Raw genomic sequence first — 673 nt, 5'->3', positions numbered from 1 at the left:
GCCGATGTCATATCTTTCAGCGGTGCGTGTGAGATTTACTCCACTACCGCGTGGGATCTTTCTTATGACTTACATTTTGTCGGACTTATCCTGAATCTTGATTGGCCGCAGTAAAAAGTCGATGCGCAGTTGTGCCGCCGACTTTCGCAGTCATATTGATTTTTAGATCAGGGTTGTCGCAATAACCTGTTGCGGTTACATGCGTTATCAGTTGTTTTTTAATTGCCTGTTTTGACATGTATTGAAAGTTCTGAAGTTTGAGTGCGAAGTCCCCATTCGTTAACTTCGCTGCCATTCAAGTGCCTGTGTGCGCTCATGATGTCGGTCAGAATAACGGAGGAACTTTCATGCACGATCAAAGATTTAAAGATGCCAGTGGTTATGTCAGTTTTATCAATCTGTTCAAACAGGCTGATCTCGAACAGGCCCTGTTGGTACACCGGGACAGTAACGTTTATCCGTCAGTGTGGCGCTATTACTTTGCATGTATCGGTTTGCTCAATTCCCCGCGAATAATTGAACCCCTGACATTACTCAAGCATTCTCTGGAACAGTTGATCGGCGTGCCGCGTGTGCGCCGTGACACGCTGGGCCAGTCTGAACCGCCCAAAAGCGCTTTATCGGGCATTTACAACGCTATTCAGGCGTTCGAGACCCGTCTGCGAAACAGCGA

2 protein-coding genes are annotated in these 673 nt (G+C 47.3%); one reads left to right on the top strand and one right to left on the bottom strand.

The window, feature by feature from the left end; translation table 11 throughout:
* Positions 1–85: 85 nt before the first annotated feature.
* Complete coding sequence (locus HT737_RS30320; RefSeq protein ID WP_143519814.1) at positions 86–295, bottom strand: hypothetical protein; 210 nt, start codon at positions 293–295, stop codon at positions 86–88.
* Between the two features lie 52 nt (positions 296–347).
* Between HT737_RS30320 and HT737_RS30315 the strand changes: the two genes are divergently transcribed.
* Positions 348–673, top strand: a 326-nt coding sequence (locus tag HT737_RS30315; protein WP_182404664.1) for a hypothetical protein, incomplete at its 3' end; no start/stop codon positions are given.

Source organism: Pseudomonas sp. MD195_PC81_125 (assembly GCF_014060985.1).
Classification (GTDB): domain Bacteria; phylum Pseudomonadota; class Gammaproteobacteria; order Pseudomonadales; family Pseudomonadaceae; genus Aquipseudomonas; species Aquipseudomonas parakoreensis.
The sequence above is the reverse complement of the archived record's forward strand: the minus strand, read 5'-3'. Positions and strand labels throughout refer to the sequence as shown.

What these genes read in the sequence shown, in the direction of transcription:
- HT737_RS30320 (WP_143519814.1), bottom strand. Translation starts at nt 295, where the DNA reads ATGGCAGCGAAGTTAACGAATGGGGACTTCGCACTCAAACTTCAGAAC.